Source organism: Amycolatopsis sp. NPDC051758, assembly GCF_044453095.1.
Lineage (GTDB): Bacteria > Actinomycetota > Actinomycetes > Mycobacteriales > Pseudonocardiaceae > Amycolatopsis.
Map to the genome: position 1 here is coordinate 216,440 of NZ_JBITCJ010000010.1, position 24,246 is coordinate 240,685.

Here is a 24,246-nt window from a genome sequence, read left to right on the forward strand (position 1 = left end):
CGTGACCTCGGCGCCGGGCCGGCTGGCGAACATCCTGTGGGAAGGCAGGCTGCGCGCGGTTCGCCGCCCTTCGGCGCGGCGAACCGGATGGTGTGCTTCTCCGGGAGCCCCGTCGAGCACCTGCACTGGCTGCTCCACGACCAGGCGTTCCCGCCGTGGGCGCTGCTGTTCACCCGCGAATGGGTCTACCAGGCCGAAGGCGGCCCGGTCTGGTACACCCGCGAAGCCCAACACCGGACCCTGACGGCGGAGCGGCGGAACTGGGCCGTGCGGTTCGAGGGCTACACCAGCGACTGGCCGCACGAGCGGGAATGGCGTGTCCCCGTCCCTCCCGGCTTCACCGGGCTGCAGATCACCGCCGGCATCGTCAATGCCGTACTCATCGGAGAGCCGACGTGGGCACCGTGGCGGCAGGTGCTCGAGCCGACCAGCTACCTGATCGACATGGATGGCACTCCCGGCCTCGACGGTGTCGCCCCGGAGCTGGCGCCGCAGTGGCGGCTGCCGGCGTTGTGGGAGCGGATCCCCGCGTTCTGGTGGGACCGCGCAGATCGCCGGTTTGTCCTCGTGCACGCTCCAGCGCAGAGCTGACCCCGCACGACACCCGCCGGCTACATCGAGGCGACGGCGCGGAACCGGGCCGTGACGTCCACGCCGAGCCGGAGGCCGGCGGTGATCCTGATCAGGCGCCCGTTGACGTGGGCGGAGTGCCGGCCGGCCGTTTCGAGCTCGGCCACCGGAACCTCACGGGCCTCGCGCAGCGCGTAGGTAGCGCTGTCGAAGGTGATCAGCACGGCGATGTCGAAGTCGAAGGACCGGAAGACCGAGAACACCGCACCCGCGCCGGTGTCCGGCCCGACGGTGCGGGCCTTCACCTGGATCCGGCGGCCGTCGGCGTCGATCAGGTCGTAGGACTTGACCGAGTTCGGTTCCAGCGTCCCGCGATAGACCTTCTCGGCGAGGTACTCGGCATAGTCGCCCAGGGGCGCGTTGCGGGTCCGCACGACGCCGCGGTCGCGCAGCTCGGCCAGGATCGCGGCGTACCGCCCCAGCAGTTCCGGGACGGACGCCGCGCCGAGGTCGTCGGGTTGTTCAGTCACGCGCTCATCTTCCCCCGACGCTGCCGACGGTGAGCACTCCAGGGCTGTCAGGACTACTCCCCGGCGAGAGCTACGGCGCCCCGGGGAGCGCGATGGTGTCGAGGATGTCCCACTGGTAGCAGCCGTCGGTGGGGTGCTGGGTGACCGCGGCGACGTGCAGGACGTCCAGCTGCCAGGCCCAGCGCCGGCGGACGTGATTGATGCCGGTGGCGTCGAGGATCCCGCGATCGGCCCGGGGGTAGGCGAACGCGAGGTGCGGCCGCCAGTGCCGGCCGATCGCGTCGGCGCGCGCGAGCGCGCGGACCAGGTTGACCAGCTACCCCAGGGGCTCGTCGCAGGCCTCGAACACCTCCGGGCCGGTCGGGCCGAGGCTGTTGATGTCGAGCTGGACACCGTCGGCGTTGACGGTGGCCGGGCCCAGCACCAGCTCGATGCCCTGCAGCAGCTTGTCGCCGGCGCCCTCGCGCAGCCGCGCGGTCAGCTGCTCCGCCGCGTGCTCCTGGTCGTCGGCGTTGACGCCGGTCGCGGCGCCGCACAGGGTGAGGTGCAGCCAGTCCGCGGGGATCGCGGCGCAGCCCCACTGGTTGGCCAGGATCTCTTGGTAGGCGCCGTGGATCCGGCGGCGGATGACCTCCGGCGGCGCGGCGAGCACGTGCAGCCGGTCTCACCCGGCGCCCACGGGTGTGCGGCGAAGTGGTCGCGCGTGGCCACGGCCGGGCCGCCGACCGCGCCGAACGTCGAACGTGAGCAGCCGGAATCCTTCGTCGGTCCGGGTATCGGGAACTGACGCCACCCAGGACGGCCGCCACGCGCTCGGGTCGTGCATGCGGGCCCGCGCCGCTTCGGCGACCGCGGCGGTACGCCACGCTGGCTGGTGCTCCTGGCCGCAGCCGGGCACCTGCGCCGGCGTCACGATCCGGGTGGTCACCACGCTGCTGGTCGGGAGCAGGACGATCCCGCCGGCGATGTCGCCACACGGGCTGCCCAGCTCGTCTGCGATGACGACGATCGCCCGCGCCAGCTTGCGGGCGTGCTCGCGCAGCTGCTGCTCGGCGTCGGCGGTGCGCTCAATCGCCCACAGGCAGTCCGCGTGACGGGTCCGCAGCCCTGCCATCCGCGTCATCACCTCGGTGCGATCAGCGCGCCCGGGTGACCGGAGCCGCTGGTCCAGCAGCAGGTCCCGGGCATCCACGAGTTCGCCCTCGTCGCTCATGCCCGCAGCGATCAGCGATCACCCCATGGGCGGGCCCCGTGACGCACTGCGGGTCAGCGCGACGACCGCCTCCCAAGCCGGCGGCTCGAGCACCCGCCGCCCACGCATCGCGGCTCCCTTTTCATCTCCGGTGGTCGGGACGCCCGTGAAGTCGATAGTCGGCACTACTGTGTGGCGCAGTAGCCCTTCACGAGCTCAGCTGAGGACCACGAATGACCGTTCAGATTGACTTCGAGATGCCGGCAGACATCGCGGCGGGCCTGCTCAAGGGCGATCTGCGCCTCTGTGGCGGCGTTGTGCGCAACCGCGCTGGACACATCGTGACCCACCTCAAGGAGGCCTCTGCCTCCAAGCTGCACCAGCAGGGCGCGGTCGGCGCGGCAGCCTCGATGCTCAAGAAGAAGCCGGTCGTCGTTGCGGGGCTCGCGACGCTGGCGGTCGCCGGGACGGTCGCCGCCGTCGTTCCGGTCGTGCGCAAGCGAAGGCGGGCACTGCCGGAGTGCGTCACGAACTACAACGACTCGCTGCGCGCCTACCTCGAAGGCGTCCGCGACCAGAACCTCGACGCTGAGATCATCGAACGCCTCATCGCCGATCTCGAAGCGGTCAAGGCGTACTCCGAGAACAGCAACATCACCGTCGACTTCTCCGCGGAACAGTCCGAAACCCTCGTCCAGGTCGTCATCGACTACACGCGGCAGCTGGCCCAGGCGAACTCGTTCGAACTGGACGAGCCACCGGAGCCGACCCCGACCTCGACCTCGGCAGACGCTCCCGTCGTCGACCTGCGTCGCTACCTGGAAATCCAGCGGAAGATCTTCAACGACGCCGCCTGATCGACTCCGCTCGAGTCCGCCCTCTGCGGCAGTGAGTTCGCGGGTTGACCGAAAGGCCAGGCGCCGGTGCCGGTCAGGGCCGACGGGCAGTCCGCTCGAAGTAGGTCAGCTCCGGTGACCGCCCCCGGATGGACCGCGGTCCTGATCCGCGCCTTGTCGTCATCCCGATCGTCGTCGTCACGGTCGCGCTCGTGCCCGCGATGATCCTGTTCCCCGTCCTGCCGAACAGCAGGAGCCGCAGGCTGGTCGGGTTCCTCGGGCAGCTCCGCGGCTGGCACACCGACGTCGCCGAGGCTCTCGCGGGAATCGACCGGCCGGATCCCGCCCCGCGACTGCAGGAAGCCCGACGAGGAGCTGAATAACGCTGAACGCGTCGGCTGGCGTCGCGACGCGCACCTCGGCGAGAAGCTCTCGCCCCTCGGCCCGCGTTGGCTCGGTGGTCTCCTTCTCGGTCACGACCTCGGGCGGCACCCACGGCTCGCTCGCCGGGAGATGAGCCTGCCGACGTCAGTCCGGGCGAGCTGGTCCACCGCGGTCGTACACGTTAGGTGCGACCTCTTGCGCTGCCGAGGCCCCGCTGAAGCTGGGGCCTGTGACCCCACGCCGGGAAGAACGCGTTCGCCTCGGCCAGCACGGAGATCGTTTTCCCTGGTCAAGTGCCAGACGCTGGTCAGGTAACAGCAGGCACAGCCCGCCAGAGCGCACCCAACGCCCGGTAAAGTCATCGCCTCGCCCAGGCGAAAGGACCGCTCTCGTGTCGTTGGACTGGAACCGGATCGGCTCGTCGAGCCCGCAGCTACTGGTGCAACCGCGGGACATCTTCGCAGCCCTGCCGAACAAGCCGTTCTCCTACTCCTACCTGCGCCAGGAGCAAGGCGAGGTGCTGGAGGGCTGGTTCGCGCGCAAGGACGTCCGCGACGTGGTGATCAAGCAGAACACCGGCGGCGGCAAGACGGTGGTCGGCCTGTTGATCGCGCAGAGCACCCTCAACGAAGGCGTCGGGAAAGCCGTCTACCTCGCCCCCGACACCTACCTCGCGGCGCGGGTGCGCGAGGAGGCGCAGCGGCTGGGCCTGCCGACCGCCGAGCGACACGACGACCCGAACTTCCTGGCCGCACGCGCCACCCTCGTCACCACGTTCCAGAAGCTGATCAACGGCCAGTCCGTCTTCGGCGTCGTCGGCGGCCGGCATACCCCGCTCGACCTCGGCGTCGTGGTCGTCGACGACGCACACGCCGCGCTCGCCACCACCGAGGGGCAGTTCCGGCTCACCATCCCGATCGACCACGCGGCGTACGCGCCGTTGTGGAACCTGTTCGTCAACGACCTGGTGCAGCAGAACCGCAAGGCGGTCGCCGACATCAGCGAAAGCGACGTCAGCGCCGCGGTGCCGGTGCCGTTCTGGGCGTGGGCGAGCAAGCAGGACCAGGTCTGGAGCATTCTGCAGCCGTTCGCGGCCGCGCGGGACGAGGCGTTCAAGTTCGCCTGGCCGCTGATCGCCGACTGCCTGCAGCTGTGCACCGTGATGTTCAGCAGCCGCGGCATCGAGATCCAGCCGCCGTGCCCGCCGATCGACAAGATCCCCTCGTTCGTCGGCGCCCGCCGCCGGGTCTATCTCACCGCGACCCTGTCCGACGACAGCGTGCTGGTCACCAACCTCAAGGCTGACCCGAAGAACCTCGAGCACGTCGTCACCCCTGGCAGCGCAGCCGATCTCGGCGACCGGCTGGTTCTCGCGCCGGTCCAGCTCAACCCGAACCTCACCGACGATGCCATCCGGCAGCTGGCCAAGCAGTTCTCCCTCGGCGACCGCGACGGCGACGGCATCCCGGAAACCCGGCCGGTCAACGTCGTGGTGCTCGTACCCAGCGGCGCACAGGCCGCCCGGTGGCGGGGCCTGGCCGACCGCGTCCACTACGTCGGCGACCTCGAAGCCGGCGTCGCCGAACTGCGCGCCGGGCACGTCGGCCTGGTGGTCCTGGTCAACAAGTACGACGGCATCGACCTGCCCGGCACCGCGTGCGAGATGCTGGTCATCGACGGCATCCCCCGGCCGATGTCGGCCGCCGACCGCCGCGAAGCCGCCGCGCTCGTCGACAGCCCCACCCGCCGGGCCCGCGACGCCCAGCGCATCGAGCAGGGTATGGGCCGCGGTGTCCGCGACGTCGGTGACCACTGCGCGGTGCTGCTGCTCGGCGCCGGGCTGGCCATGGCGGTGCACGACAGTACGTCGCTGGAGCTGTTCTCCCCCGCCACCCGCGCGCAGCTGGTACTCAGCCGCGACGTCGCCATCCAGCTCTACGGTCAAGGACTCGACGGGATCCGCAGCGCGCTGTCGGTCTGCCTGGACCGCCACCCCGAGTGGGTGCAGCGCAGCCGGTTCGCGCTCGCCTCGGTGCGCTACCGCAACATCGGCGCCGTCCGGCCCGAAGCAGTCGCGGCCCGCGAAGCGTTCGACCTCGCGGTTGCAGGTCAGACCTCCCAGGCCGCGGACCGGTTGCAAACCGCGATCAACGGCCTCACCGACCAGGCGCTGCGCGGCTGGGTCCGCGAGCAGAAGGCCGGCTACCTGCACTTCACCAACCCGGACATCGCCCAGCAGCAGCTCGGCGCCGCGATCCGGGAGAACCCGATGGTGCTGCGCCCCACCGTCAACGTCGACCTCCGCCCATCCCGCCCTGCCGCGGTGCAGGCTCGCGCGGCCGCGGAGTTCCTGGGCGCCACCTACGCCGACAGCACCGCGCTCGTGCTTGGCGTGCGCGCCGTGCTTGACGAGATCGTGTGGGACGAGGAGCTCACCGACCAGGCCGAGGCCGCCTGGGAGAAGCTCGGGCTGCACCTGGGATTCGGCAGCACCCGCCCGGAACGGCTCTACAACACCGGCCCGGACAACCTGTGGACCCTCACCCCGACCAGCAACGCGGTGATCGAGCTGAAGACCGGCGTGGAGCTTACTTGCACCGGCATCGCGAAGAAGGACGCCGACCAGCTACGCGGCGGCCTGCAGTGGAACACCGACACCTACGGCGGCGTCACAGCGGTGCCGGTCATGGTCCACCCGGTCGACGTGTACGACGCGCGGGCGATCCCGGTTCCGCAGATGCGGGTGATCACCCCGACCAAGCTCGAGGAGTTCAAGACCGCGATCATCGCGTTCGCCACCGCCCTGACGCAAGGACAGAACCTGTGGCGCGAAGAGCAGGCCGTCGCTCAGCAACTGGCTTATCAGAGACTCACCGGCGACCGGATCATCCCCGCCTACTCTGTGGCAGCGCGCCTGCCGAAGTGACCGGCGGAAGGAGCGGAAGAACCCGGGCAGAGTGACTGCTACTTGCCGTCGTCGATCACGAATTTTGTCAGCCCCATGAGCAGGCTGACGGTGCGGCGAACCCGGCCCCGCCGGACAACGCCCAGCGCGTCGACACCGTGACCTGGGACCCTGCCCGTCGACGCGCCGCTCGCGCAGCTGGAGGCGACGATGGAGGCGCGGCTGCGCCGGGACTTCCCCCGGAGCCTGGCCGACGAGATCGTCACCGACGACACCAGCACGCCCACCGGCTTCGAGACCCTCGTCGCGACGGTCCGCGAGATCTCCAAGACCGGCCCGACCGCGGTCAGCGTGGCCTTCGCCGCGGTCGCCGCCGACCACACCACGTCGGCGAAGCTGGACGAACTGCTCTACGCCCACCGCGGCGCCGGCCGGACCCTCGTCGACCGCCCGCAGCAGCACCGGGCCGCCGCCCGATTCCCGTCCGCCACCGGCGTCCCCGCCACCCACTGCCAGGAAGTGACCCAGGTCACTAATCAAGGTGTGGGGGCCTCGGACGACTTCTCCATGAACGCAGCAGCGCCGGGCGCGGCGTTCTTCACTGAAGGGTGCTGTTGAGGATGAACGAGAACGGCGAAGCGTCCACCACGCCGGAGCGCGGCCAGTCGGTCGTAGGGGACGTGATGCGGGAGAGGTCCCGCCGGGCGACGATCACCTCGGCGCTCGACCGGCTCGTCCGCACGGGCGGGTCGATCGAGGTCGACCAGAGCGGCTGGTCCGCGTGGATCCCCGACCGGCGGGCCGACGACCCGCAGTGACCGACGAGCAGTCATGCCTGGACTCCGCCTCGCCACCTGAGGCGGAGTCTGCGGCGTTCTACTACGGGCACATCGCGTCGGTGAGCCGGTTCGCAGCCACGTTGAGCCGTACCTGTCCGGACGCCGCGTCGCCGCCCGAGGCGGAGTTCACGGCGTTCTACTACGGGCACATCGCGTCGGTGAGCCGGTTCGCGGCCACGTTGAGCCGCGGCTGCCCGGACTCCGCGTCGCGGCGCAAGGCGGAGTTCACGGCGTTCTACCACGAGCACTTCGCGGCGGTGAGCCGGTTCGCGCGCACGTGGGGCCGCAGCTATCACGATGCGGAGGATGCCGCGGCCGAGGCGATGCAGGAGATGTTCAGGCAGTGGGACTCCGTCGCGGCGGAGAAGCGCGTGGAGACGGTCTACACGATCACGCGGAACAAGTACGTCTCGATGGTGCGCCGGGCCATCACCCGGCAGAAACACCTCCGCTCGGCGGATGCGCGGCCGCGGGAGACGAGCCTCGAGTCCCGGATCGAGCTGCTGGACACCAGCGAGGCAGTCCAGAAGCTCCCGCGCCGGCGGCGCCAGCTCTTGATCCTGGACGTGGAGGGCCTCAGCCACGCGGAGATCGCGCACGTCTTCGGCATCACCGAGGAATCCGTGACCCAGGAGCTGTCCCGCGCTCGCAAAGCGCTGCGCCGGGCTATGGGTCGGAGCCAGCCCGACCGTCGCCGGAAGCCACGTGAAGACACCGCTTGGGAAGGAGGCACGTCAACGTGAGCGAGTACTTGAAGCACACCGTGACGGTGACCGCCAACGTCGTCCTGCTGTTCAGCACGCTCGCCGCCATCATGACCCTCATCGGCCACTGGGTGGATCACGCGCTGCTCGCGCGCGGGCAGCGGCCCGCCCCGAGCGACACGCGACCGGAGGTGAGGACGCCATGATGACGCTGGCCGTGATCGTGGTCTGCGGGCTGCTCGGCGCAGCGGCCGCAGTCTTCCGCGCCCGCCGGGCCGGCCGAGCCGCGATCTCCGAAGCGGAGCTGGACCGTCGGCTCGGCCGCCTTCACCGCAGCGAGTGCATGCCCACCGACGAGGAACGCCGCCGACGGGCAGCGAACCTTGAGGCCATCCTCGCCGATGAGCCGCTCGTCCGAGCGCCCCGACCTGTGCCCCGACCGAAAGCTCAGCGAGCCCGCACCCGCCCGTTTCCTCGGCGGGCGCTCGTCCACTACCGGGCCGCGGTCGCGGTGTGTGTGCTCTGGCCCTGGTACCGGGCCGAGGGCGCGGTGCGTGCGCTCCGGCTCTGGCTTGATCTTGGTGTAGGCCTGCTGGCCGTCGTCGCGTGCGGTATCGGCTACCTGGCGGGCGGCCTGTCCGGTGCAGAGGCGATCAAGGTCTTGGGCGGGATCTTCGCGCTGTTCACGGCACTCCGGGCCACCTCGACGCTTGATCTGGGGGCGCGAGCCGGGCGGCTGCACATCAGGACCCTGCACAAAAGCCGCCACGCAGAGGTCGACGAACCTGCCGAACGGAACCGGCACCCGCATGAATGGTGACATCGTCCACGCTGTGTCGCCGTGCGGCCCGGACCACCACGGTCGGGGCCGCATCCCGCTGGTGCTGCTGCGGCAGCACGGACAGCCATGACCGCCGATCAGCCGACTATTCTCGCCACCTCGATGGGCTTGAACCGTGCCCGCGACCCCTGGGTGCCCGGCCCGGTTTTCGCCTACGCCACCGCGCTCGCGCGCCCGGCCAGCAGACCAAAGCTGTGCGTGCTCACCACCGCCGGCGGCGACCAGGCCGAGACGGTCGCCCGGTTCGAGCGGGCGTTTGCCGACGACGAGTTCGAGCTGTCGGTGCTGACGCTGTTCGACCGGCCCGCGGTCGAGAACCCCGCCCGGCACTTGCTTGGGCAGGACGTCGTCTGGGTCGACCGCAGCAGCCTCGTCAACCTGTTCGCGGTGTGGCGGGCGCACGGCATCGACGGGGTACTGCGCGAGCAGCTGCTGCACTCGACCGCGCATCTCGGCGCCGCGCGTGGGCCGTTGTTCGTCGATTTCGTCGCCAAGTGCGAGGCCGCGGCCGGACCGGGCGAGTTCTGCAGCTACCCGGACCTGAAGGCGGCGTTGCACGGTCTCGGTCTGCTGCCGCTAGCTACGATGCCGGGATGACCGATCTGCCGGACGGCCAGGAGCAGCTGCTGCCCGCTGCGGCCGCGCCGCGGGTGCTCATCCTCGACCTCGCCTTCGGCCCCTCGGCCTACCCGGAGGACGGCATCACCTGGCTGGAGCGATGGGCCCACTGGGACCCGCCCAACGACACCGTGGTCGGCGCCATCACCAAGACGACCACGACGGTGCGTCGGCCGTTCCGGGTCGACTGAGCGTGGCGAGCGGCAACACGTGTGTTGTCGTCCGCACCGGGCGGCGGCGAGGGGGCACCCGGGCAGCGTTAAGCTTGCCGGTTCTGCTCGGCACGGCCTGATCGGAGAGGCAGCGATAGCAGAGGTGCAGTTGGACGGACAGTTCTGGTTGCCCGCCAAACCAGACCGCAAGATCGCGGGGTGGGTGACCTTCTCCCCCACAGCAGGGGGCTCGCTGACGCTGCTCGACAGCTTCGAAGGCATCGACAACCTCGACAGCCCGCGTCCGGACTACAGTCGCATCCTGGGCGAAAGCATCCACGGCGGCCTGACCCTGGACGACTGCCGCCTGGAGTTCCTGAACCTCTTCCAGCGGCGCCAGCGGTTCGCGGTGGGCACGCTGCTGAACAAGGCGCACTACGAGAGCGGTGAGGCGGTTGAAACGGACCGGCTGATCACCCAGATCAGCGACCTGATGCTCTGGATGCTGGACGGCGTGCCCGCGCTGAACTTCAAGCCCGAGCAGCTGGCGACGGGCAAAATCCCACTCGTCAAGGAACACAGCGAGCACATCGATCTGGGCAGCGGCGCCCGGCTCAACCTGATCCACAGGCTCGCCCTCTCGACCGGGGTGGGGCTGCTCCAGCTCCAGAACACCACGACGCCGCAGTTCGAGTTCGACACACCTGTCGATCTGGATGCAGCCTTGGAGCATGCATTCGACCTGCTGGACGTGGTCACGATCGCGGCGGACCGGGTTGTGGCGTTCGAGGACGTCACGTTCAGCCACCCCGGCCTGCTCATGCGGGGCGAGTCTCGGCGGGTGGCTGTTGGACTGCACAAGCAGTGGCGCGCCCAGGCGAACCCGAACCGCAAGCAGTTGATCAGCGACCGAACGGCGTTCACGTACGGCCAGTTGGGCGGCGGGGACGGGCTGCGGCGTCTCCTCGAAGCGGTGCGCAATCACCGCGCCCTCACCCGCCAAATCATCCGGCCGATCTACGACGCGGCACCGACCGTGCAGGACTCGTTCTTCACCCGGATCGCGGCTCTTGAAGGTCTCGACAAGCAGCAACACGGTGATGACATCCACCTGCGAAAACGCCTGAAACGGCTCGCCGGCAACGCCGAGGCGTCGTTCGAGTCGCTGGTGGGAGACGGCGACGCGGTCGAGCGCTGGGCCAAGCGCATGGTGGCCCTTCGCAACAACATCGGCCACGGCGACCCGGTGCCGCTGCACCAGAGCGCTGCCGAGCTTTACGAGATGTCAGATGCGGCCTATTGGCTGTTCGTCCTCAATTTGCTCGTCGAGGCCAACGCGCCCGCCGACGTCTACACCCATCTGACGACCACGGCACCGCGGTTCGCCTTCCTGCGTAGGCAGATCCGTCGCCATTTCTGAGATCAAGAGCTCAGCTGCGGGTGCTCCGCACCAGCTCGGCGGGAGCTTGATGGTCTCGGCGCACGGCGAGAGGCACCTCGCCTATGTCGCGTGCATGGGCCGCGCCTGCGATTCGGATCGTTCCGGGTCAGGCATCTAAGCCAGCTCGATCCCGGGCGTAGCTGCGCGCGAATTCGACGTCGCGGAGGAACGCTTCGTGATACTGGCCGGTCGTGGCGTGCGCGTCCAGGGGATCCTGGGCTTCGCGCTTGGTAGTCGGCGCGCTTGCGGCCTGGGTAGCGGAAGCGACGTGGGTGCACCGGAAGCAGCGGGTCGAGCCGCTCCCATAGCTGGTCGGTCAGAACCTCCTCACGCATACCAAGATTCTGGAAAGTGTTGATGTCCACGCAAAGGCAACACGCCGACTCATTTTGAACTGACCTCTAAGAGATGTGCCGGCCGATCTCGTGGTGGTCGACGGAAATGGCGCCGGTGTGTTCGCCGTAGACAGAAATGACGCCGCTCCTCGGCCACCACGGGAAGTCGCGGCCGGGGAGCGGCTGACCTTCGTTCAGCGGTGCGTCTCCATGTCAGTTCCACATCCTCGCGTCAGACGCAGGTAGTTTCGGTCAGGCCCCAGCTGCCCCAGATGGCGGCTTTCACGCACAGGACCGGGGAGTAGATCATCCGGGACCAGGAGTTGACTCCGTTGTTCGCGCTGTAGCCCTGGGTGTATCCGGTTTGCTGGACGGCCCGGATGTTCGAGGTGACGAAGTTCGCGCGCGCCCAGTTCGTCTTGCAGGTGGGCGACCAGCGGATGTCGACGTAGCTGTCGCCGTAGGTGCCGTAGACGTAGCCGGTGGCCACGGTGTAGGCATCGTTGGCGCACCCGCTCGATTGGGGGTCGAGACCCGAGCAGTAGTCGCCGTAGCAGGTCACGGTCTGGGTGGCGCTCGCCGGGACCGCCGAGGCGGCGGTGAGCAGGACGGCAGCGACACCGGTGGCTGCCTTGGTCTTCCAGGACATGGCGTTCTCCTTAGTGTTGTTCGTTTTTCAGAGACCGAGCTCGCGGAGCGTGCTGTTGAGCGCGACCGCGTAGAGCGCTTGGCCTGCGATGTTCGGGTGGAACGACTGCTGGGACGGCATGACGCCGGTCTCCTCACCGGGTGTGCGGTTCCAGCCGGCCACGATGCCGCGCACGGACTCCGGGGAACCGCACACGCCCTTGCCGTCGAACTCGTCACGTGGGTCGGAGTACCGGACGCCGGGACCGGCGGCCGCGGCAACCTGGCCGAGGACGGTGTTGAGCTGGTCGGCGGCACTGTTCAGCCAGTCCTTCTCGTCGCCTTGCACGCCGAAGACGCAGACTCCGCTCAGTAGCCTGGGATAGCCCATGAGCACGATCTGAGCGTTCGGCGCCTTGGCACGGACCTCCCGGAGCACCGTCAGGACGGACGACCGCACTGCGTTGTCGATCAGGTCGGGCTCGCTGTCCTGCAGCGGACGGCTGTCGCCGTCCAAGGTGTGCTCGTAGCAGGAGGGGTTGCTGACGCAAAGTTGGATGATGGCACCGAACCGTGCGTCGTTGCCGCCGATGCTCAGCGTCACCAACGTGGTGTCCGCGTCGAGGAATCCCTTGTCCAGCTGGGACACTTCGCCGGCCTGTCCGCTGCCGCTCTTACCGAAGGCATTCCGGGGGAACGTCGGCCCGAGTGCGGTGTGCCGGGGCAGCAGGTTCTCGGTCTGCGCTCCGGAGCAGGCAATGAGGTGGTGGTCTACCGCCGGATCCCAGGAGTCCGCGCGGGTACCGATCGGAGTTGTCGAGTCGGTCAGGGTGGCCTTTCGTGACCATGCCTGCGTCGAGCGGTGGCAGCGGTTGAAGGTGAAGGGGTCGTCGCCGTTGCTGTCCGATTCGGGGTAGTAGTCCCCTCCCCCGTCGCTTGAGGCTCCCTCTCCCGAGGAGTACGAGTCGCCGAGTGACACCACGATGTTTCGCGGTTTGCCGGGCAGGGGCTGGAACGCAACAGCGTCGTAGGCGACGTCCTCGAAGCCGACGGGTTGGTCGTCGTCGTCGACCACGCTGGAAAGCCGGACCTTCGGCGTGCCCGCGAAGGGGAACGAGCCCAGGGAGACCCAGGAGTTGCTCATCCGACGCTGCGCCACCACCCGGGACCGGACACCGTTGCCCAGGTCCACTTCGTACTGCGCCCGCTGTGTCTGTGCCCCGTGGTCGGGCAGATGCACCAGCACCCGCAGCCACCCCGACACCGTCCGGTTCAGCGTCCACGTCCCGGTGACGCGCATCGAATTCTGCCGGACGTCCGCGGTGCGAGTGTGCGCGTAGTAGAAGTGCCCGCCGAACCCGGCGCCGAGCTGATGAAGGTCTACTTTGGACGGGAAATGGCCGGTCGCGTCGGCGCCGAAGTCGAATCCGAAGGTGCCCTGGCCGGTGAACGCGTGGCCGCAGCCCGGCCGTATCGAGGGAACCGAGTCGGGCTGGTCGTCGACGACCAGGGCGCCCGGGGGTAGCCCTGCGAGCCCGCAAGCCGGCGGGTAGGCGGTCCCGTCGTCCTGGTAGGCGTAGCCCTCCGGGAAGCGGATCAGCTCGTTGCCGCAACTGTAGGCGCAGTCGGCCTTCCAGGTGGCCGGCTGGTGGTACCAGCAGCGGTAGTCGAACGACCCTGACGCGTCGACGTGCGCGCACGGCCCGGCCGGGCCGACGACCTGGCCGGGGTGGCAGGAGTTGCTGCTGTCGCAGAACAGCGCGACCGGTGGCTTTGCCCGGCTGCGGTTCAGCGGCCCGGTCGTCTCGTCCCCGTTCCACCACGCTGCGCGGTAGCCTGCCACCAAGGTGCCAGGGGATTCGAGGACCTCGACCGGGTGGCCGGCCCAACCCAGCACCTTCTCGGGGTAGGGCCAGTCCTGCGGGTGCGCGGCGTCGGCGTAGGAGACTTCCAGGAACGCGCTGCGGTTGGCCGGGTAGTCGGGGTTCACGGGGTTGTTGGACCAGCCCACTCCCCACGCGCCGCCGTTGGCCGCGGCTTCGGCCTGCGGGTGGAAGCCGGAGTTGTAGGCCCACACCGCGTAGAACCAGTTCTCCAGCTTCGCCGGGTCACCGTTGTTCACGACGAGCCCGGCCGACCTGGTCTGGTTCCACTTGTCCTGCAGGATCCGCAGCCCGGCCGCCACGTTCGCGGCGAAGTCCAGCGCCACGGCCCGCTGCTGCGGCGTCGGGCCGGCGCCGGGTGCGGTGCGGCGCATGCCGTCAGTCACCTGGGCGACGCCGTAGCCGCAGTCGGCAGCGTCCCAGTCGACGGCCCAGTCGTTGGCCGCGTCGCCGTCGTAGAGGTCCAAGCCGTAGAAGTTGCCGATCAGCGGGTTGCCGGTGACACCTGGGACCACGGAGCCGGGTGCCTGCCACAGGTTCGACTCCTGCGCCAGGACGCCGAGGTAGATCTGGGCGGGGACTTGGCCGCCGCCGGCGAGCGGAATCGGGGGGAAGTAGCCCTGCGGGGTGTAGGCAGGCATGCCGAGGTTTTTCCAGCCCGCTGGGCGCGCCACGGTGAGCGAACCGGTCACTGCCTGGTCGACCGCCCACTCGACCTGGCGCGGTTTCGGCTGCATGGCTTGGTTCCGGGGGTCGTTACGCGGCACTGAGCAGGTGCGCTCGTCCTCGACCGGGTCGTTCGCCGAGCCGGCAGCGGCCGCCCGTGCCGAGCCAGCGCGCAGGACAGGTGACGGCTGCGGGTCCGGGCTCGCCTCGGTTGGCACGTCGAATCCGACGGGCTGTCCGGTGCCGGCGTCGCTGCCGGTGATCCGGACGGTGCGGTGTGGGCTTGCGGGATCTGCGTCCCGGGGCGTCCGGCTGGCGACCCCGGTCAGGACGAGGGCGCCCGAGATCCGGGCGTCCTTGGCGGTGTCCAGCTTCCGCACCGAGCGCGGCAGCACTCCCGGTCGGGTGCGGGCGGCACCGGTGATGTGCACGACGTCGCCGTCGGCGCCCAGTCCCACCCCCTCCAGCGGGCCCTCTGCCAGCACCCGGACACCGCCGGCCGGTTCGGCGCGCTTGACCTGCGCGTCTGCGTCCCGGTGGTCGAGGAACACCACGCCGCCATCGGCGTCCGGGTGCAGTTCGAACGGGACTCCGGAGGTCTTCGCGACGGTGGTGCGGGTGCCGTCCGTGGCGATCTTCACGACACGGCCCGCCTCGGCGGCGACCACCCCGCGTGCGGTCGGCACCGCCGAGGTGACCTGCCCGGGCAGCACCACCGGCTTTTGCGGGGTGCGCGTCGCCGCGTCCACCGGCATCAGCCGGGTCATGGCCTCGGCCCCCTGGGTGAAGATCACCTGCTCGCCCGTGCCGCACCCCGGGCTGTAGTAAGCCAGGGAGCCGAGGAGGGGCAGCTTGGTCACCTCGCCCGTGTCGAGGCTGACCAGCGCTGTGAAGGCGCCGCGTCCGAACAGGTCGGCGTGGTTGGTGAACGACCGCGGTGCGTAGGTGACAGCGACCGTGCGACGGGACGCGGTGGCGCAGGCGTTCCCGATCCACTGGTCGGTGTCGGCCCCGTCTTCGGACAGGGTGGCCAGTACGTGCCAGCGGTACCCGGACGCGGCCTCGGCGGTGAGGATGTGGAAGCCCGACGCGTCCCCGATGGCGGTCCACGACCGGTCCCCGGACGTGCGCCACTGGGCTCCGAGGACTCGCTCACGGTCGGCGGCCGGAACGGCGTCGGGCAGTGGGGACTCGGGAGCCGCCGCTGGCCGCGGTGTCGGTGGAGCGGGGCTGCCTTCCGCTACGGCGGGGAGGAGTGACGGCAGGAGGAGCGCGCTCAGGGCACAGCACAGCCATCGTCTTTTCACGGCAGGGCCTTCTGACGGGGTGGGTCGCCCGGATTCCGCGTGGGCTCGATCCGAAGGTAAGGCTCCCGGCACCAGTGGTCATGACAGCCGCTCGGGGGTCAAGAACCCCCGTGTCTGAGTTGGACAGCACCGAGTAGCGGCCTCGTGCCCGTCACACCCCGGAGTCCGGCGAGAAACGTGCCCGGGCGGCATTGTCAGCTCTCGGGGCCGCTGGCCAGCGAACGGTATTCGCCGATCTCCTCGGCGCGGATGAGGCCGTCTTGGATGGCGCGCGCGAGCAGCGCATCCTTTGTTGTCGCACGGCGGCCGACCGCGGCGTACTTGGCTCTGGCCCGGTCGATGTATTGCTTGACGGTGGCTTCGCTGATCCCCATCCGCAGCCCGACCGACGCCTTCGACATTCCCTGGAACCAAAGCCGGAGCGCGGCGAGCTCCTGGCGGGACAGTGCTGGGCGCGCCGGCCGGTCGTCGGCGATCATCGCGCCTGCGCTGGAAGGGGTGACGTAGGGGCGGTCAGCCGCGACTGCCACGATCGTCTCCACGCAGTGCTCGCGGCTTTCGTCCTTCTCGAGGAATTCCGCGCCGGCGTCGAGGACCGCGAGCACGTTCTCGGACTCGGAGTGTGCAGAGAACACCACCACACGGCGTCCCGCGCCGGTGAGGTCGGCGATCCGGTCGACGATGAGTGTGCCGCGCAGGTTCAGGTCCACCAGCAGGACATCAGCGTCGCCGCCGGGTCCTGCGAGGACCTTGTCGAGGTCCGCCCCGCTGGCCACGACCCGGACTCGCTGTTCCGGGTCGCGGTCAACCCATGACCGGACCCCGTCGATCACGACGTCGTGGTCCTCGATGATGGCGACGGTGATTCGCCCGTCCAGCTGGCTTGCACCCACAGCGTCTCCCCCTCTCGTTGCCACTCGACCCTGACTTGGCTGTCCGGCAGCACCGACGGCGGAGCGCCGACGTCGGCGAGCACGCTCACCTGGACTTCCCCCGCGCCACCGGAGACCGTGACCCTCGCCCGGGTCCGCGCCGAGCTCAGCACCTCGATCACCGGTTCGAGAAGGTCTCGCCGCACGTGCACGGGCACGGGTGGCACCTCGCCGGACACGCTCATCCGCACCGGGACACCTCGTGCCTCGGCCACGTCGAGGCACGCGCGGACTTCGTGCAGCAGCGGGTCTGGCACCTCGTCGGACTCCAGGAAGAGCCGGCGGAGCCGGGCCGCCTCGATCGCGCACCGGCGTTGCACGGCCGGGTCGGCGGGGTCGCTGCCGCCGTCAGCAAGACCCGCCAGCGCCGCCGCCGCGGTGCGCTGGAGGAACTCGTGGCGCCGGGTGCGCGCGGCGTGCGCCTGCTCGGCTGCAGCATGCCGCGCCTCTGTTTCCGCCCGCGCCGCGGCCGCTTCGACCGCGCGGTCTACAATCCGTCCCTGCGTTCGCACGCCGTAGGCAAGTGCGACCTGCAGCGCCGCCGAGCCGACCAGGCTCGTCGAGACGAACGCGACGTCCTGCAGGTCCGGCTCGGCAAGCAGGAACATGGCGATCACGGACGCGGCGCCGTTGCCCACCAGCACCACGGCCAGCGGCAGCGCCGAGCGGCCCCAGCTGGCGAGCACTCCCAGCCATCCGACCGCGCCGAACGCCCAGTTCTGGAAGTCGACGGCCTGGCCGCCCGCGTTGACCACGACGACCACGCTGATGGTGAGGGTCAGCACCACGGTCACCCACGGCCTGCGCAGCCGCCCCTCACGCAGCAACTGGACTGCGGCGGCCACGATCATCGCGGTGAACAGCGCCCACATCGCCGGTGAGGCCCAGACCCACCTGAACTCCGACCACTTCAACAGCACCACGGTGGTATCGAAGCCGCCGTGCCACAGCCCCGTCATGCACACCGTCGCGATGATCGTCCCGCGCTGGTAGCGGGCAGCGAGGCTCGAGCTCGAGTCGTCAGCCACCGGGCCGCCACCTGAGCGTCACCACTGTCCCGTGGCCGGGTGCGGAGTCGACCACGGCGCTGCCCCCGATTGCGGCAAGTCTCCCCAGAACTCCTTCGCGCAGCCCGTATTTGTGCGCGGGCACCGCGGACTGGTCGAAGCCCCGGCCGGTGTCGGCGACGGTGACCTCGACCTCGCCGGCTGTCTGGGTCAGCGCCAGCGACGCGTGGTCGACTCCGGCGTGGCGGCGCGCGTTGACCAGGGCTGCGAGCGCGGCCCAAGCGATCGTATCGGCGACCTCGTTGGGCACCTGGCAGTCGGTGAGGTGCAGTCGCACCCCGGCCGCCCAGTCCGCGCGGGCGGGGACATCGCGTAAAAGGTGGTCGAGGCGCACCAGCCCGTCGCTTGAGCCGCCGGAGGCACGCAGCGAGGACACCACCCTCAGGTCCGAGCGGGCCTGGGCGCGTAGCCGCTGCGAGGACGTCGTGATGGCACCGGAACCGACCATCGTCAGCGTGGCGAGCACCGTGTCGTGCAGCCGCCGGTCGGCTTCGCGCTCGTCAGCCCGGCGGAGCCGCTCGACGCGGGCCCGGGTGCGGCTGAGGTGGAACTCGGCCAGCTCCGCGTCGGCGTCCCGCCCGACCCGCCGCAGCAACGCTAGTAGCACCAGGCCGCACACGTTCTGCAAGAGGTAGATCGTGGCCTGCACGAGACCCGCCCCGGGTACGGCCGCTAACAGCTGGCCAGTGACGTAGGCACCGATAACTGCTAGGCCGCCGGCGATGCCGGCGGCAGGCCTCACGCCGATATGGCCGTAAATCACGCGTGACCCGACGAGTACAGCGATCCACGAAACGCCGGTCGGCAGAGCTTCCGCGGATACCAGTTGGCCGTGTAACAGGCACAAACCCACGACCTCGGCCAGGTCAGCGGCCATCAGCCCGGCCGTGAGGGTACCGCGCACGGCGCGCCAAACGAACAACGATGACCAGATCAGGTTCACCACCACGGCGAAGACGGCCAGTCCCGCCGCCGGCGCCCGGTCCGCGTCGAGTGCGCCGGCGAATGCCCCGGCGACTCCCGTTCCCGCACGCGCGATCGCTGCGCACCGGAACAGCACAAGGTCCGTCGCGCGGCTGGCATCGCCCCCGCCGGTCCGTCCGCCACCCACCCGGTACCTCTTCCGCCTCACCCTCGAATGTAAACGGTCACACCGAGACCGTCACGACGGCAAAAAGGCTGTCACAGCTGCAGTGACGAAGCCATGACCACCGAACGGCCGTCATGACGGCCGACGCACGGACACCTCAAGCTCGGTGTTGACCCAGATCTTCGCGACAGCCAATGCGCCAGGGTCACGAAAAGGAGTACACCTTGAGAAACTCGATCCAGAGTCGGGGGCGCCGACGCCGCGTCGCCACGATTCTTGTCGCGGTGCTGACCGCTATGACGTCGACAGTCACCTTCGCTCACGCCGAAGGAACCAGCGGCGGCAGCAATTACTACGACGGACGTGACCCCACCACGCCGCCGGCTTGCAACGTCAATGCCTCACAGATCGCCACGCGCCCGATCCTCGACCGCACCACCGGCCAGCAGGTCGCGTCGATCCAGATTTTCTACTCCTGGTCGTGCAGCTCGAACTGGATCCGGGTGACCGGCAACCCCTACGGCGGGAACACCACCAAGTACATCGAGTCGTCGCTGGGCGGCTGGAACAGCGAATGGGACCCCGGATACGGGTCGAGCTACTCGATGATGGTCTACGCACCGGGGACAACCCAAGTCAGCGGTTACGTCTATCTGTTCGAGCCTGGGATCAACGAGTGGAACTGGAGGGCCGAAGGCTCGTTCTCGCTGTAATCCGGGCGCTCGCCAGTCCGGTAGCCGTCACCGTATCCCGGTGACGGCTACCGGACATGCCCCCAGCTACCGCCCGTCGGCCCTCCGAGCCGAACGCCCGCTCGATCCGGTCGTGGGCGGCTGACTCCAGGGCCCGCGATGACGGCCTTGCGGACCAGCATCAGCCCGGGAGTACCGGTACGGCTACCCCTCGACCCGAGTGTCACCAACTTCGGACAGCACGCTCCTTGCCTGCCTCGTGTTCAGCAGGTGATGGTCTTGTTGGCGCTGATCGTGCGCCCCGCGCTGGACTCCAGGATCGTCCGGTAGGTCCAGGTGCCGGACGCGCAGCCCGCCCCGACGCTGACCCAGTTGTCGCCGGTGTGGTAGTTCACGGCCTCGTTCTGCCACCACGCACTTCGGTGGCGCTGGAGGGTGATCTGCCACTGGGTGCCCGCCCCGCACCCCCACTTCTCACCCCAGCCGACCACGTTGCTGCCCTGGCGGTCGGGCGCGTAGGTGGCGAAAGAACATGCGAGAACACTTGACGTCGCGGCCGTGGCCGGCGTGGCAGCTGCGGCGGGAACGGCGGCCAGCGCCAGGATGATGGCCGCCGCCTGGGTCTTTGCGAACATTTCTGAGTCTCCTTGTTCCGAGGTTTCGGACGGTTTGAGACTAGGGCGGAATCCGGGTGCGGCAGCATCCTGTTGCACACCTCCCCATCAGCTGAAACGAACACTGTTTTGTCCCGGAATTGTCCCGTCCACGTGACATCGACGTGTGCTAGACAGGTCTGGTGGACGATGCATCTCGGGCGCGCGTCCGAGTGGGCTGGGTACTGCAGGCCAACAGGATGCTCGGAGGAAGTGGCTCCAAACTCCGGGAATTTGCCGAGAGCTTGGAGCCGCAGCTTGGTACCGCGGTTTCAGCAAGCACTCTTTCGCGGTGGGAGAACGGTCTTTCGCGGTTTCCTCAACCTGTCGTTTGTGCTTACGAGAAGCTCTTGGGTACAACACCGTCAGGAATGGTGGCGGTTGCGGATACCATCATGCGATTTTCCGGAAAAGTCCGCCCGGAACCAGTACTGGAACGCCCCGGCGTCGACCAAGAGGAGCTGTCCCGGGAGATCGATGTCCGGGTCGACTCGGCGGTACGCGGCGACATCCTCTCCGGTGCCGACTGGGACGTGGTGACGGAACTGCTGTGCCGGCGTCCGCATACCGTGCTCAGCCCGAAGTCGACGTGGGCTGCGCTGGCGGAACGCCTGCTCGTGGAGATGGCTGTGTCCGACGGGGTCAGTTGGATGCTGAGGGCCGAGGCCTACCAGCGGCTCATGGCGCATCCTCTGGGAGGCCCGGCGGCGGTGGCGACGGCAGCGAACGCCGCCGACGACACGGGTGTGCAGAGCATGGTCGGCTCGGTGTCGGTCTTCGACTCGGCGGTCAGCCGGGAGGCCACCGCCCACGTGGTGCGGCACCTGCGGCATCCCCGCACCGACCGCGCGTTCGCTGGCGCACTGCTCGCCTGCGTCCGCAAGGTCCGGGACCGGCACTTCGGGCCCGCTGAGATGGCCGAGGTCGGCCGGGTCATCGCCGATCTCCTGTCCGGCGGCCGGTCCCACCGCCTCGCCTCCAGCGTCGCGCACCTACTGCCGGCGCACGTCCGGGGCAGGTTCGGACGCAGGACGTGGACAGCCGCTGTGCGCTGCCTCGGCTTGGACGACGACGCACGGAGGACCGTGGCCCGGATTGTGGCTTCCGCCCGCGTCGGCCTTCCGTACGACGGCGGAACTCTGCTGCTGGCTCTCGTGGACGAGGCCCTCAACGCTGCAGTGTTCGACGAGCGGCTGTATGCCCTGTTCACTCTCTACAGCACCCCGTTCCGGGCTCCGGTGGCGCGGGAGCTCGCAACGATGCTGCGGCACGACCGCCCGGACGCGGCGACAATCGCCTCCCTTCTGGAAGCCCTCCGGGTCCTCGGCGGTCCCGGCGAACGCCGGGTCGTGGAGTCGCTCCTGGTTTCCCGCGCACTCCCCGGCCCGGTCCGTGACACCGCAGCCTCCGCGCTGGGCCACATCGCGGGCACCAGCAGCCGTGCCTTCTGGCGTGCCGCCATCGACGTTGCGCTCCGCGGTCTGGCGGACGGGCTGACCAGCGAGATCTCGGTTCTCGACCGCCTCGTCTACGCGTTGGGGATGGCGGATGACCTGGTCCTGCTGGCGGAGGTGGCGTCCGACGCCCGCGTGCCCCACAGCGTCCGTGCCGCCGCCCGGTGGTGGCATTCCATCCCTGACCACATCCGGCAGAGCGCTCGCACAGCGGCGTAGGCAGCCCCCGGCACGAAGGCAAGAAGAGTAGCGAGCTCCGGCACGCTGGAGTCACGTGTCAGCGCGGTGGCCGTCCCGTATCTGGGCGGGACGCGATGGTGGTTCTCGTGATCAGGTTATCGATCGTCGACCGATTCCACACTTTCTAGAGTCTCACCGACGCCGTCAACAAGGTCGCGCGACCCCACCACAGATGCTTGCACGACGTGCCCGCCGTGCCCCAGCGTCTTCGACGCACGTCTCGCTCTAACCGCCGAGTTCGGCAAAGTCCGCCAGCAAACAGATATCCGCCCATACCGGCGACTGGGAAGGCAGTCGGTCCGTGCCGTCCGCACTGGCACGGGGTGCTGGTCAGTGGGGCATGGCGTACTCGCGGAGTCCCAGTCTGAGCAGTGTGTACCTGGCATTGGGCTGACTGGAGGCCCTGGCTCGTATCCAGTCGGCCATGGCGTCGAGGGCCCCTTGATGACGCAATTTGCGGATGGCCTCGACGAACCGCATCGCCCCTCTCCGGTCCCGGTTCTCCAAGGTCCTGGTCAGCAAGGCCGCGATGACGGTCTTGCGCCCGAGGTCGTGCAGGGACGCGACGTGAGCCGCTATGACGTGGTCGCCGGGCGCTTCGCTGAGGAGAACGTCGTGGTAGGCCCGCAGTCCGTTCTCGTCCAGTGTTGCCATGGCGGTTCGGCCGTCTGTGGTCTCGGTGGCCCAAGACATGATCTTCGCGCGCAGCGGCGGGTCGCATCGCTGGAGGAGCAGCGGTACCAGAGCTGGGTGTGTCGTCATCGTTTTCACCGCTAGCTCGGTGAGCCGTGTCGCGAGGGCCGGAGCCGTGAACTGCAGAGCATCCAGTAGCGCGGCCACGTCACCCGGCGTGCGCCGCAGTGCGTCGGCTTGCATGTTCTTCTGGTCGCTGGGCGCGCACTCGCGGATCAGGATGGCCACCGCGGCAACGGTGGCTCGCAGCGTCACCTCCTTCAGCAACTTTTCTGCCTCCTCCGGCCGATTCTGCTCGCGGAGCACCATCACGATCCTGATAGTCCATTCGGGACGCTCGACCGCTGTCCGTGCGCATAGGTTGTAAGCCGCGTCGTTTCGGCGCAGTGCGTGCAGCTCAGTGACCAGAGTCAGCATGCTCTCCAGATCTGCGGGGGCGGCCATCGCCGTGCGGTCTGCGGGAATGGGGATCTGGTGGGTGGCCTCTTCCAGCAGGTTCGCGGCGTCCACGGGTCGTCCCGCTTCGCGGAGTGCGGTGACCATTTTGATCACCGAGCCGGGGCGGCCGATCGTGTGGTGCAGGCAGAGGTGGTAGGCGGCTTCGTCGCGGTGGAGTACACGCAAGTCCGCCGCGAAGGTCAATACTTCGGTGTCGGTCATGGTCGCGGCGGCTCGCTTCAGCGCTCTCATCGCATGGTCGGGGCAGTTGACCTTCCAGAACGCCTGGGCCACCTCGATCGCACGGTCGGCTCCGCCGACCGTCTCGATCAGGGCAGTGGCGATCGGGTGGACGTTGCGCTTGTCCCCCGTTTTGACCATAGCCTTGAACACCTGGGCGGCGGCCACGGCCGGCCGCGTGGTGGCGACTGCGTCGGGCACGAGGAGGTAGAGGCCGAAAGCGGTCTTCTCCCGGCCCACCGCGCGAAGTTCGTCGGCCAGTTCGGCGACAGCGGGACCGGGCAGCGTGCGCGCCGCCCGGTCCACCAGCTCGTCGACCGCTCGACGGAGACCGGCTCCCCACAGTTCGTTGACAAGGCGTGCGAGCGACTGCTGCTGCGCAGCCGCCAGAGCGTTGTCCAGCAGCACGACAAGGTCATCGTTTCGTCGATTGTCCTGCAACTGGCGCGCGAGCACGGCGATGTCCGCGGGCTCGGTGGCAGCGGCGGCACGCAGCAGTTCGCCCGCCTGGTGGTCTTGGCCGGTGTCACGCAACGCGTCGACGATTCGCAAGACCTGGACCGCTGTTCTTGTCAGGACGGCAGTGCGAACCGTCCGCAGGTCGTCGATCCGCTCCTGGTGGCTGAGCACGTCGATGATGGCCGCGACCTCCTGATCGGCACGCCACGTCGCCGAGGCGGCCAGCAACTGGTCCGCCAGGGCACCGGAACCGGCCGATCGGAGGTCGACAGTGTGCGCGACAAGCGTGTTCGGCGGCCACCGCCGCATGTTGTCGAACTCTGCGGGTGGACGAGGCCGCGGCGGGGGGCGCCCGGGGGGGGGGGGGGGGGGCGGGCGCCCCGGGCGGGGGGGGGGGGGGGCGCCGGGGGGGGGGGCCCCCGGGGGGGGGGGGAGCCGGGGCGGCGGCGGCCCCGGGG

General features: G+C 69.4%; 24 protein-coding genes. 14 read left to right on the forward strand and 10 right to left on the reverse strand.

Annotated elements, in window-relative coordinates:
• Positions 1–36: 36 nt before the first annotated feature.
• Positions 37–591: a hypothetical protein gene (locus tag ACIA5G_RS39125; protein WP_395932715.1), complete on the forward strand. Its 555-nt coding sequence runs from the start codon at positions 37–39 to the stop codon at positions 589–591.
• A gap of 20 nt (positions 592–611) precedes the next feature.
• On the opposite strand, the gene ACIA5G_RS39130 is transcribed toward ACIA5G_RS39125, so the two are convergent.
• The 3 genes from ACIA5G_RS39130 to ACIA5G_RS39140 form a co-directional block, all read right to left on the reverse strand.
• Entirely contained in the window at positions 612–1,100 is a 489-nt protein-coding gene (locus tag ACIA5G_RS39130; protein WP_395932717.1) for a DUF6998 domain-containing protein, read from the reverse strand.
• A gap of 316 nt (positions 1,101–1,416) precedes the next feature.
• Positions 1,417–1,752: a hypothetical protein gene (locus tag ACIA5G_RS39135; protein ID WP_395932719.1), complete on the reverse strand. Its 336-nt coding sequence runs from the start codon at positions 1,750–1,752 to the stop codon at positions 1,417–1,419.
• Positions 1,753–1,764: 12 nt separating this feature from the next.
• Positions 1,765–2,313, reverse strand: a complete 549-nt coding sequence (locus tag ACIA5G_RS39140) for a hypothetical protein (protein ID WP_395932721.1) — start codon at positions 2,311–2,313, stop codon at positions 1,765–1,767.
• Positions 2,314–2,525: 212 nt separating this feature from the next.
• Between ACIA5G_RS39140 and ACIA5G_RS39145 the strand changes: the two genes are divergently transcribed.
• The 11 genes from ACIA5G_RS39145 to ACIA5G_RS39195 all read left to right on the forward strand — a co-directional run bounded on the left by ACIA5G_RS39145 (position 2,526) and on the right by ACIA5G_RS39195 (position 10,991).
• Entirely contained in the window at positions 2,526–3,149 is a 624-nt protein-coding gene (locus ACIA5G_RS39145; RefSeq protein ID WP_395932723.1) for a hypothetical protein, read from the forward strand.
• A gap of 128 nt (positions 3,150–3,277) precedes the next feature.
• Positions 3,278–3,511, forward strand: a complete 234-nt coding sequence (locus ACIA5G_RS39150; RefSeq protein ID WP_395932725.1) for a hypothetical protein — start codon at positions 3,278–3,280, stop codon at positions 3,509–3,511.
• 392 nt (positions 3,512–3,903) lie between these two features.
• Complete coding sequence (locus tag ACIA5G_RS39155; RefSeq protein ID WP_395932727.1) at positions 3,904–6,438, forward strand: DEAD/DEAH box helicase; 2,535 nt, start codon at positions 3,904–3,906, stop codon at positions 6,436–6,438.
• A 189-nt stretch (positions 6,439–6,627) separates the two neighbouring features.
• Positions 6,628–7,035, forward strand: a complete 408-nt coding sequence (locus ACIA5G_RS39160; protein ID WP_395932729.1) for a hypothetical protein — start codon at positions 6,628–6,630, stop codon at positions 7,033–7,035.
• 2 nt (positions 7,036–7,037) lie between these two features.
• Complete coding sequence (locus ACIA5G_RS39165) at positions 7,038–7,235, forward strand: hypothetical protein (RefSeq protein WP_395932731.1); 198 nt, start codon at positions 7,038–7,040, stop codon at positions 7,233–7,235.
• Complete coding sequence (locus tag ACIA5G_RS39170) at positions 7,232–7,999, forward strand: RNA polymerase sigma factor (protein WP_395932733.1); 768 nt, start codon at positions 7,232–7,234, stop codon at positions 7,997–7,999. The genes ACIA5G_RS39165 and ACIA5G_RS39170 overlap by 4 nt, the downstream gene beginning before the upstream one ends.
• The gene (locus tag ACIA5G_RS39175) at positions 7,996–8,166 is read left to right on the forward strand and encodes a hypothetical protein (protein ID WP_395932735.1); all 171 of its coding nucleotides are present in this window, start codon (positions 7,996–7,998) and stop codon (positions 8,164–8,166) included. Before ACIA5G_RS39170 ends, ACIA5G_RS39175 begins: the two co-directional genes overlap by 4 nt.
• Positions 8,163–8,780, forward strand: coding sequence for a hypothetical protein (locus tag ACIA5G_RS39180; RefSeq protein ID WP_395932737.1), 618 nt, complete (start codon positions 8,163–8,165; stop codon positions 8,778–8,780). The genes ACIA5G_RS39175 and ACIA5G_RS39180 overlap by 4 nt, the downstream gene beginning before the upstream one ends.
• An 87-nt stretch (positions 8,781–8,867) precedes the next feature.
• A complete protein-coding gene (locus tag ACIA5G_RS39185; protein ID WP_395932739.1) occupies positions 8,868–9,398 on the forward strand; it encodes a hypothetical protein in 531 nt (176 codons plus the stop codon).
• Positions 9,395–9,610, forward strand: a complete 216-nt coding sequence (locus tag ACIA5G_RS39190) for a hypothetical protein (RefSeq protein ID WP_395932741.1) — start codon at positions 9,395–9,397, stop codon at positions 9,608–9,610. Before ACIA5G_RS39185 ends, ACIA5G_RS39190 begins: the two co-directional genes overlap by 4 nt.
• Positions 9,611–9,740: 130 nt before the next feature.
• Positions 9,741–10,991: a HEPN domain-containing protein gene (locus ACIA5G_RS39195; protein WP_395932743.1), complete on the forward strand. Its 1,251-nt coding sequence runs from the start codon at positions 9,741–9,743 to the stop codon at positions 10,989–10,991.
• 588 nt (positions 10,992–11,579) lie between these two features.
• Here the strand turns inward: ACIA5G_RS39195 and ACIA5G_RS39200 are convergent.
• The 5 genes from ACIA5G_RS39200 to ACIA5G_RS39220 form a co-directional block, all read right to left on the reverse strand.
• A complete protein-coding gene (locus ACIA5G_RS39200) occupies positions 11,580–11,996 on the reverse strand; it encodes a DUF2690 domain-containing protein (RefSeq protein ID WP_395932745.1) in 417 nt (138 codons plus the stop codon).
• Positions 11,997–12,023: 27 nt separating this feature from the next.
• Entirely contained in the window at positions 12,024–15,830 is a 3,807-nt protein-coding gene (locus ACIA5G_RS39205) for a GDSL-type esterase/lipase family protein (RefSeq protein ID WP_395932747.1), read from the reverse strand.
• A gap of 194 nt (positions 15,831–16,024) precedes the next feature.
• Entirely contained in the window at positions 16,025–16,723 is a 699-nt protein-coding gene (locus ACIA5G_RS39210; RefSeq protein ID WP_395932749.1) for a response regulator, read from the reverse strand.
• The gene (locus tag ACIA5G_RS39215; RefSeq protein WP_395932751.1) at positions 16,660–17,790 is read right to left on the reverse strand and encodes a hypothetical protein; all 1,131 of its coding nucleotides are present in this window, start codon (positions 17,788–17,790) and stop codon (positions 16,660–16,662) included. Before ACIA5G_RS39215 ends, ACIA5G_RS39210 begins: the two co-directional genes overlap by 64 nt.
• Positions 17,783–18,940, reverse strand: a complete 1,158-nt coding sequence (locus ACIA5G_RS39220) for a sensor histidine kinase (RefSeq protein WP_395932753.1) — start codon at positions 18,938–18,940, stop codon at positions 17,783–17,785. Before ACIA5G_RS39220 ends, ACIA5G_RS39215 begins: the two co-directional genes overlap by 8 nt.
• Positions 18,941–19,143: 203 nt before the next feature.
• Here ACIA5G_RS39220 and ACIA5G_RS39225 point away from each other — a divergent pair, with 203 nt between their 5' ends.
• Positions 19,144–19,632: a hypothetical protein gene (locus tag ACIA5G_RS39225; RefSeq protein WP_395932755.1), complete on the forward strand. Its 489-nt coding sequence runs from the start codon at positions 19,144–19,146 to the stop codon at positions 19,630–19,632.
• Between the two features lie 242 nt (positions 19,633–19,874).
• Here ACIA5G_RS39225 and ACIA5G_RS39230 read toward each other — a convergent pair whose 3' ends face one another.
• The gene (locus ACIA5G_RS39230; protein ID WP_395932757.1) at positions 19,875–20,246 is read right to left on the reverse strand and encodes a hypothetical protein; all 372 of its coding nucleotides are present in this window, start codon (positions 20,244–20,246) and stop codon (positions 19,875–19,877) included.
• 389 nt (positions 20,247–20,635) lie between these two features.
• On the opposite strand from ACIA5G_RS39230, the gene ACIA5G_RS39235 reads away from it, so the two are divergent.
• Positions 20,636–21,937, forward strand: coding sequence for a hypothetical protein (locus ACIA5G_RS39235; protein WP_395932759.1), 1,302 nt, complete (start codon positions 20,636–20,638; stop codon positions 21,935–21,937).
• A gap of 351 nt (positions 21,938–22,288) precedes the next feature.
• Here the strand turns inward: ACIA5G_RS39235 and ACIA5G_RS39240 are convergent, their stop codons facing one another.
• The gene (locus tag ACIA5G_RS39240; protein ID WP_395932761.1) at positions 22,289–24,097 is read right to left on the reverse strand and encodes a hypothetical protein; all 1,809 of its coding nucleotides are present in this window, start codon (positions 24,095–24,097) and stop codon (positions 22,289–22,291) included.
• Positions 24,098–24,246 lie beyond the last annotated feature (149 nt).

Bases quoted from the DNA above. Each gene is read 5' to 3' on its own strand.
- ACIA5G_RS39140 (WP_395932721.1), bottom strand. From the start codon at position 2,313: ATGAGCGACGAGGGCGAACTCGTGGATGCCCGGGACCTGCTGCTGGAC.
- ACIA5G_RS39240 (WP_395932761.1), bottom strand. From the start codon at position 24,097: ATGCGGCGGTGGCCGCCGAACACGCTTGTCGCGCACACTGTCGACCTC.
- ACIA5G_RS39200 (WP_395932745.1), bottom strand. From the start codon at position 11,996: ATGTCCTGGAAGACCAAGGCAGCCACCGGTGTCGCTGCCGTCCTGCTC.
- ACIA5G_RS39160 (WP_395932729.1), top strand. From the start codon at position 6,628: ATGGAGGCGCGGCTGCGCCGGGACTTCCCCCGGAGCCTGGCCGACGAG.
- ACIA5G_RS39230 (WP_395932757.1), bottom strand. From the start codon at position 20,246: ATGTTCGCAAAGACCCAGGCGGCGGCCATCATCCTGGCGCTGGCCGCC.
- ACIA5G_RS39165 (WP_395932731.1), top strand. From the start codon at position 7,038: ATGAACGAGAACGGCGAAGCGTCCACCACGCCGGAGCGCGGCCAGTCG.
- ACIA5G_RS39180 (WP_395932737.1), top strand. From the start codon at position 8,163: ATGATGACGCTGGCCGTGATCGTGGTCTGCGGGCTGCTCGGCGCAGCG.
- ACIA5G_RS39150 (WP_395932725.1), top strand. From the start codon at position 3,278: ATGGACCGCGGTCCTGATCCGCGCCTTGTCGTCATCCCGATCGTCGTC.
- ACIA5G_RS39235 (WP_395932759.1), top strand. From the start codon at position 20,636: ATGGTGGCGGTTGCGGATACCATCATGCGATTTTCCGGAAAAGTCCGC.
- ACIA5G_RS39190 (WP_395932741.1), top strand. From the start codon at position 9,395: ATGACCGATCTGCCGGACGGCCAGGAGCAGCTGCTGCCCGCTGCGGCC.
- ACIA5G_RS39145 (WP_395932723.1), top strand. From the start codon at position 2,526: ATGACCGTTCAGATTGACTTCGAGATGCCGGCAGACATCGCGGCGGGC.
- ACIA5G_RS39185 (WP_395932739.1), top strand. From the start codon at position 8,868: ATGACCGCCGATCAGCCGACTATTCTCGCCACCTCGATGGGCTTGAAC.